Genomic DNA, 5710 nt, shown 5'->3' on the forward strand with positions numbered 1-5710 from the left:
AATTTTGTCAAGGGGGTAGCGCAGATTGTTCAAAAAGTCATAGAGCCTTGATATGATCTTGCTGTAGGTATAAAGCGGAATTTTAGGATCGTTGTAAGAGATACTTAAGGTAAGAAACAGTATAATTAGCAAAAACAGTTATTGCGTGGTGTGTTATAATAGCGAACAAGCATAGCCTATGCATAAGAACAAAAAAAGAGATATATTATTGCTGAATGTTAGATAGGTTAGTCCTTTCCATATACCTGGGCACACTTTTCTGTATAGTCTTTATAGTGGCGCCCATCTTACTTAGAACAGAGCAAAACAAGAACTTAGCAGGACGCTTTTACGGAAGGATTCTTTGGCGGTTTTACAAGCTTGCATTTTTAATGATAATGTTTTATCTTTTATCATCTGATGATAGTAGAGTTTATGCTATCCCGCTTATGGTTGGTCTGGCGCTGAACGTCGCACTATCCCTTTATCTGAAAAATCTGAAAAGATCAATCGGTGATATAGATAGGATACCCTATGATGATCCAAAAAGAACAAAGTTTAGAAGACTATCTATAATGTCTACACTAATGCTGTTTCTGAATTTTGTTATGTCAATCCTCGTTTATATAAAAACCTTTGGAGGTGGTAATGGAATATAGAGTAAACAGGCAAATTAGAGCAAGGGAAGTCAGGCTAATTGATCAGGATGGTAAGCAAATAGGAATAGTGCCTATTCAGGAAGCTTTAAAGATAGCTGAAGAAAGGGGTTTAGATTTGGTGGAGGTTGCACCTAATGCTAATCCACCGGTGTGTAAGCTTTTGGATTATGGCAAGTTTCTTTACGAAATGAAGAAGAAGGAAAAGGAAGCAAAGAAAAAACAGAAAGAGCATTCTATGGAAGTTAAAGACATCAACCTTTCTTTGAGAATAGACGAACACGACCTTAAGGTAAAGCTTAAACATATGAGGGAGTTTTTGGAGGATGGTGACAAGGTTAGGGTAAGGATAAGGTTTAGGGGTAGAGAAAACGTTCATCCCGAACTTGCTGATAAGTTGGTCAATAGAATTGTGGAAGATTTGTCAGATTGTGCACAGTTAGAAGCACAACCTAAAAGGGAGGGTAATTTTTTAATGTTCTCCCTTTTGCCTAAGAAAAGGTAAAGTTTAAGTGGAGCGGAGGGGATTTGAACCCCCGACCTCCTACACGCCAAGCAGGCGCTCTCCCGCTGAGCTACCGCCCCTCTTAATATTTATTTTAATATATAATCGCTGTCAAGAAGTAGTCAGAAATAAGCACCAACATAGAGGATGTGACCACACTGTTTGTGGTAGCCCTACCCACACCCTCCGTTCCACCCTTTGTGTAAAATCCAAAATAACAGCTAACAGAGGATACAATAAATCCAAAAAAAGTAGCCTTGTATAACCCTCCTAAAAAATCGTAAAATTCGGTAAGGTCCTTCATCTTTTCCCAAAAGAGATACTCATTTACACCAAAGAGCTTTACTGCAACAAACCATCCACCTATTATGCCCGCTATGTTGGATAAAACTGTGAGCATGGGAACGCCGATGGTGCCAGCCACTATGCGGGGTGTAATTAAATAACTTCGAGAGTCTATACCCATAACCTCTAAGGCATCTATTTGCTCCGTAATGCGCATGGTTCCTATCTGTGCGGTTATTGCAGAACCTACCCTTGCGGTTACCATTAGGGCAGTGAGCACTGGTGCCAACTCCCTACCCATAGAAAGGGCTACCACCGCTCCTATTAAAAACTCTGCGTTAAACCTGCTAAAGGTGCCGTAAGTCTGAAGGGCTATAACTCCACCGGTAAACAGAGAAGTGATAAGTACCACCGGTGTAGTTTCCGCTCCAAGATAAGTAATTTGCTTTATGAAGTGCCTTATTCTTGGTGGAGACTTAAAGAGCAAGTATATAGACCACAGAGTAAGTAAGGTAGCCCTACCTACCTCTTCAAAAACTTTTAACATGCTCCAGGTAGATTTTATACCTTTCTTTTATCTCTTCCATAAAGTCACCACCCAGTTTTTCCAAAAATGCATTGGCAAGCACGTAGGCTAAGGCCGATTCTCCTACAACTGAAGCAGCAGGCACTGCCACCACGTCTGTCCTCTCTTTACCAGCCCTAACTTCCTCTTTAGTTTCCAAATCTACGCTCCTGAGCGGTTTGGTTAAAGTTGGTATGGGCTTCATGGCGCACCTTACCACTACGGGCATGCCGTTGGTAATTCCACCCTCCAAACCACCTAAGTTGTTAGAATACCTAAAGTATCCTTCCCCTTCCTTATATCCTATCTCGTCGTGCACCTCAGAGCCAAACTTCTTTGACGCCATAAACCCCAAACCTATCTCCACCCCCTTTATAGCCTGAATGCTCATCATAGCCTGAGCTATAATACCATCCAACTTTCTGTCCCAATGCACGTGACTTCCAAGCCCGGGAGGAACTCCCACCGCAAAAACCTCAAAAACTCCACCTAAGCTTTCACCCATTTCCTTAGCTTTATCTATGAGTTCCCTAAAAAGCTCATCCTTAGTGGGATCTGGAAATCTGACCTCTGACTGCTCCGCAAGATAGTGTCTTTTAATTAAATCCCGCTCTTCTATGGGAGGTTCAAGGGGACCTATGCTAACCACATAGCTTCCTACAAAAACTCCCAACTCCTCTAAAAACCTCTTGCAGATGGCACCAACCGCTACCCTACACGCCGTTTCTCTTGCAGAGGCCCTTTCAAGGATGTTTCTTAAATCCCGCTGGTTATACTTTATACCACCCGCTAAGTCTGCATGTCCGGGCCTTGGTCTTGTGAAAGGCACTGCAAAGTCTGGCCTTTCTCCCTCCACAGCCATTTTCTCCTTCCAGTTTTCCCAGTCCTTGTTTTCAATCAGAAGGGCTATAGGACTTCCCAAGGTTTTTCCAAACCTAACTCCAGAGATTATCTGGACAGTATCCTTTTCTATCTTCATCCTCCCACCCCTGCCGTATCCCCTCTGCCTTCTTTCCAACTCCCTGTTTATGTGTTCTGCGGATATTTCAAGGTTTGCCGGTACGCCTTCAACTATACAAACTAAGCCCCTTCCGTGAGATTCACCAGCGGTTAAAAATCTGATAGACATTTAGCTTAGGAAACCTTTACCGCTTTTGTTACCTTCCCGGCTTTCAAACACTTCGTGCAAACATAAACTCTTCTTACTGTCCCGTCTTCTAAGACGACCTTGACCCTCTGCAAGTTTGCCTTAAACTGCCTTGGATTGCTCTCAGCAGAAAAGGTCACACTTCTTCCTATCTTTGTAGTCTTTCCACAAACGTAACACTTCGCCATAGCGTAAAATATTATATCTCATATATATGTTGGATGAAAAATTAGGGAATTGCAAATAGTCCTGTAGACAAAGAAGAAACATGACCTTTCTGGCTTACCTTCTCGCTACTATCTAATCCTTCGAAATGGGGTGTTTGTTTGGTTTCTTACGTACCTATAGGGGATTGAAACAGTAGAATTTTGGTTTGTATGTTTGTTTAAGCAATATAAAATTACAAATAGGAGAAAAGCATGGAATTCGATCACGATTTAGCGTTTAGAAATAGAATAAAGCTAATAAATGATAAAACTATCGACAGAGCTAAGAAGTACATTATTTATTGGATGGCCCATAGCCATAGAGCAAATTTCAATCATGGTCTTGAATTTGCTATAGAGTTATCAAATAGGATTAAAAAACCTCTTTTAGTTTACTTTCCAATAACAGATAGATATAAGTTCTCTAACATAAGATATTACAAATTTATGTTAGATGGTCTGTTAGAAGCAAAAAAATTTATAGAAGATAGAGGTATAAGGTTCGTTATAGAAAAAGTAGAAGATGTACGGCAAAGAGTTATAGAGCTATCAAAAGACTCTGCTGCTTTGATTACAGATAAACCTTATCTAAAATATTTTAGAAAGCTTCAAAAAAACATAGCAGATAGTTTAGAAGTACCTGTCTTTCAAGTAGAGTCTGACGTGTGCGTTCCTGTAGAAATTGTATCTAATAAGCAAGAAGTGTATGCATTTAACTTTAGAGGTAAAATCTATAGTTTTTTAAGCTTGTATTTGACCCCACTAAGTGCAAGAGAACCAAAAATAAAATCTATTAATTTTGATTTTAAAGTAAACGAATTAACTTTGAAAGACTCTTTAGAGATTATAGATAAACTTAATATAGATAAAAGTGTGAGTTTGTCACCCTTTGTAGGTGGTTACACTCAAGCCAAAAAATACCTAAAGGAGTTTATTGAAAAGAAGCTACACAAGTACAAAGAATTTAGGTCGCATCCAGAGCTTGATTATCAATCAAACTTAAGTCCTTATCTACACTTTGGTCAGATTTCTCCGGTAGAAATTGTTTTAGAAATACTTTCAAAATACAAACATGATGATGACAATATAAACAGCTTTTTCAATGAACTGATAGTTTGGAGAGAGCTTGCAAGAAACTTCTGCTACTACAATCCAAACTACAACCAGTATGAAGGTATTCCAGACTGGGCTAAAAAAACATTAGAAGAACATAAAACTGATAAAAGAGAATATATCTACACCTTAGAAGAATTTGAAAACGCAAAAACTCACGATGAATACTGGAATGCTGCACAATTAGAGCTTTTGAAAATCGGAAAGATGCATAACTACATGAGAATGTATTGGTGTAAAAAAATCATTGAATGGACAGAAGATCCAAAACAAGCTTTTGATATAGCGTGTTATCTTAATGATAAATACGAACTTGACGGAAGAGATCCAAACAGTTATGCCGGAATATCATGGTGTTTTGGAACCCATGACAGACCATGGAAAGAAAGAAGAATTTTTGGGAAAATTAGATATATGAGTGCATCAAGTTTAGAATCTAAGTTTGATATTAAAAAATATGTTGAAAAAATAAAAGGAATAAAAATTTCATGATTGGGTGAGAAATTAACCAAGCACATAACTTTAGTAAATCTCTTTAAACTCTATTTCCTGCTTGTATTGATGGCTGTATAGTCCAGTATGGTTCCATCCACAAAATATTATACCTCATACATCATGTCCAAAAGTTCTTTTGCCTTCTCAGCATCAATTTCCTTTAGTTTGGTATAAACCTCCCTTGCCTTAGACGTTTTGCCAAGCCTGACGTAACCAACTCCGAGTTTGAAAAGAAGATCGGGATCGTCGGGTTTGTCTTCCAACTCCCTTTTTAGGTCCTCTATGTATTTTTCTACCAGTTGTTCTCCCATTTTGCTAAAAATTCCCTTGTAATCTTTCATCTTAACTCTCCACCGTAGAATCTGTAGTTTAGCCCTTTAATTCTTTCTAAGTTAGAAAGCACCACATCCTCTATATAGGGATTGTAAGATATTACGATCACATCGCAGGCAAAGCCTCCATCTTCTAGAAAGTTCCTTGCGGAATTGAGAAATTCTCTGAGCACCTCGTCCTGCTCCAGTTCAAAAGGAGCTCCAAGGAAGTGATGACTTATGCCTAAATAACTACCTGGATTGACCCTCACGCTTAGCCTTAGAGGATTTAATGCTTCTATAAGTTTAGCCTTTGAATTAGCGTAGCTCAGTCCAAACATAAGCATGGCGTCGGTTATGATGTGTTTTGAGTTTAAGGAAACAAATTGTCTAAAGCCAGTTTCTTTAAAGTCCAGCTTTAGGTTATCCTTTTGCGTTTCTACCCAAT

Annotated in this window: 8 protein-coding genes and 1 tRNA gene; 3 read left to right on the top strand and 6 right to left on the bottom strand. The window is 38.9% G+C overall.

Annotation, left to right across the window (positions count from 1 at the left end; all coding sequences use genetic code 11):
• Positions 1-215 precede the first annotated feature (215 nt).
• Complete coding sequence (locus tag V7P40_RS05150) at positions 216-638, top strand: hypothetical protein (protein ID WP_333784908.1); 423 nt, start codon at positions 216-218, stop codon at positions 636-638.
• Positions 628-1140 carry a translation initiation factor IF-3 gene (gene infC, locus V7P40_RS05155; RefSeq protein WP_333784909.1) on the top strand — a complete coding sequence of 171 codons (513 nt, stop codon included), beginning with the start codon at positions 628-630 and terminating at the stop codon, positions 1138-1140. The genes V7P40_RS05150 and infC overlap by 11 nt, the downstream gene beginning before the upstream one ends.
• A gap of 8 nt (positions 1141-1148) precedes the next feature.
• On the opposite strand, the gene V7P40_RS05160 is transcribed toward infC, so the two are convergent.
• The 4 genes from V7P40_RS05160 to rpmB form a co-directional block, all read right to left on the bottom strand.
• A tRNA-Ala gene (locus V7P40_RS05160) sits at positions 1149-1220 on the bottom strand.
• A 14-nt stretch (positions 1221-1234) separates the two neighbouring features.
• Positions 1235-1972 (bottom strand): MlaE family lipid ABC transporter permease subunit, encoded by a 738-nt coding sequence (locus V7P40_RS05165; RefSeq protein ID WP_333784910.1) that lies wholly within the window; start codon positions 1970-1972, stop codon positions 1235-1237.
• Positions 1956-3119, bottom strand: a complete 1164-nt coding sequence (gene aroC / locus V7P40_RS05170) for a chorismate synthase (RefSeq protein WP_333784911.1) — start codon at positions 3117-3119, stop codon at positions 1956-1958. Before aroC ends, V7P40_RS05165 begins: the two co-directional genes overlap by 17 nt.
• Positions 3120-3124: 5 nt before the next feature.
• Positions 3125-3325, bottom strand: coding sequence for a 50S ribosomal protein L28 (rpmB, locus tag V7P40_RS05175; protein WP_333784912.1), 201 nt, complete (start codon positions 3323-3325; stop codon positions 3125-3127).
• Positions 3326-3556: 231 nt separating this feature from the next.
• On the opposite strand from rpmB, the gene V7P40_RS05180 reads away from it, so the two are divergent.
• On the top strand, positions 3557-4948 hold the full coding sequence (locus tag V7P40_RS05180) for a deoxyribodipyrimidine photo-lyase (protein ID WP_333784913.1): 1392 nt from the start codon (positions 3557-3559) through the stop codon (positions 4946-4948).
• A gap of 107 nt (positions 4949-5055) precedes the next feature.
• Here V7P40_RS05180 and V7P40_RS05185 read toward each other — a convergent pair whose 3' ends face one another.
• Positions 5056-5292 (bottom strand): tetratricopeptide repeat protein, encoded by a 237-nt coding sequence (locus V7P40_RS05185; protein WP_333784914.1) that lies wholly within the window; start codon positions 5290-5292, stop codon positions 5056-5058.
• On the bottom strand, positions 5289-5710 hold a 422-nt coding region (locus V7P40_RS05190), incomplete at its 5' end, for a hypothetical protein (RefSeq protein ID WP_333784915.1). The genes V7P40_RS05185 and V7P40_RS05190, both read right to left, overlap by 4 nt.

The organism is Thermocrinis sp. (assembly GCF_036781485.1).
Taxonomy (GTDB): Bacteria; Aquificota; Aquificia; order Aquificales; family Aquificaceae; genus Thermocrinis.

Excerpts from the sequence above, each read along its gene's own strand:
- V7P40_RS05150 (WP_333784908.1), top strand. The coding sequence starts at position 216 with ATGTTAGATAGGTTAGTCCTTTCCATATACCTGGGCACACTTTTCTGT.
- infC (WP_333784909.1), top strand. The coding sequence starts at position 628 with ATGGAATATAGAGTAAACAGGCAAATTAGAGCAAGGGAAGTCAGGCTA.
- V7P40_RS05165 (WP_333784910.1), bottom strand. The coding sequence starts at position 1,972 with ATGTTAAAAGTTTTTGAAGAGGTAGGTAGGGCTACCTTACTTACTCTG.
- aroC (WP_333784911.1), bottom strand. The coding sequence starts at position 3,119 with ATGTCTATCAGATTTTTAACCGCTGGTGAATCTCACGGAAGGGGCTTA.
- rpmB (WP_333784912.1), bottom strand. The coding sequence starts at position 3,325 with ATGGCGAAGTGTTACGTTTGTGGAAAGACTACAAAGATAGGAAGAAGT.
- V7P40_RS05180 (WP_333784913.1), top strand. The coding sequence starts at position 3,557 with ATGGAATTCGATCACGATTTAGCGTTTAGAAATAGAATAAAGCTAATA.
- V7P40_RS05185 (WP_333784914.1), bottom strand. The coding sequence starts at position 5,292 with ATGAAAGATTACAAGGGAATTTTTAGCAAAATGGGAGAACAACTGGTA.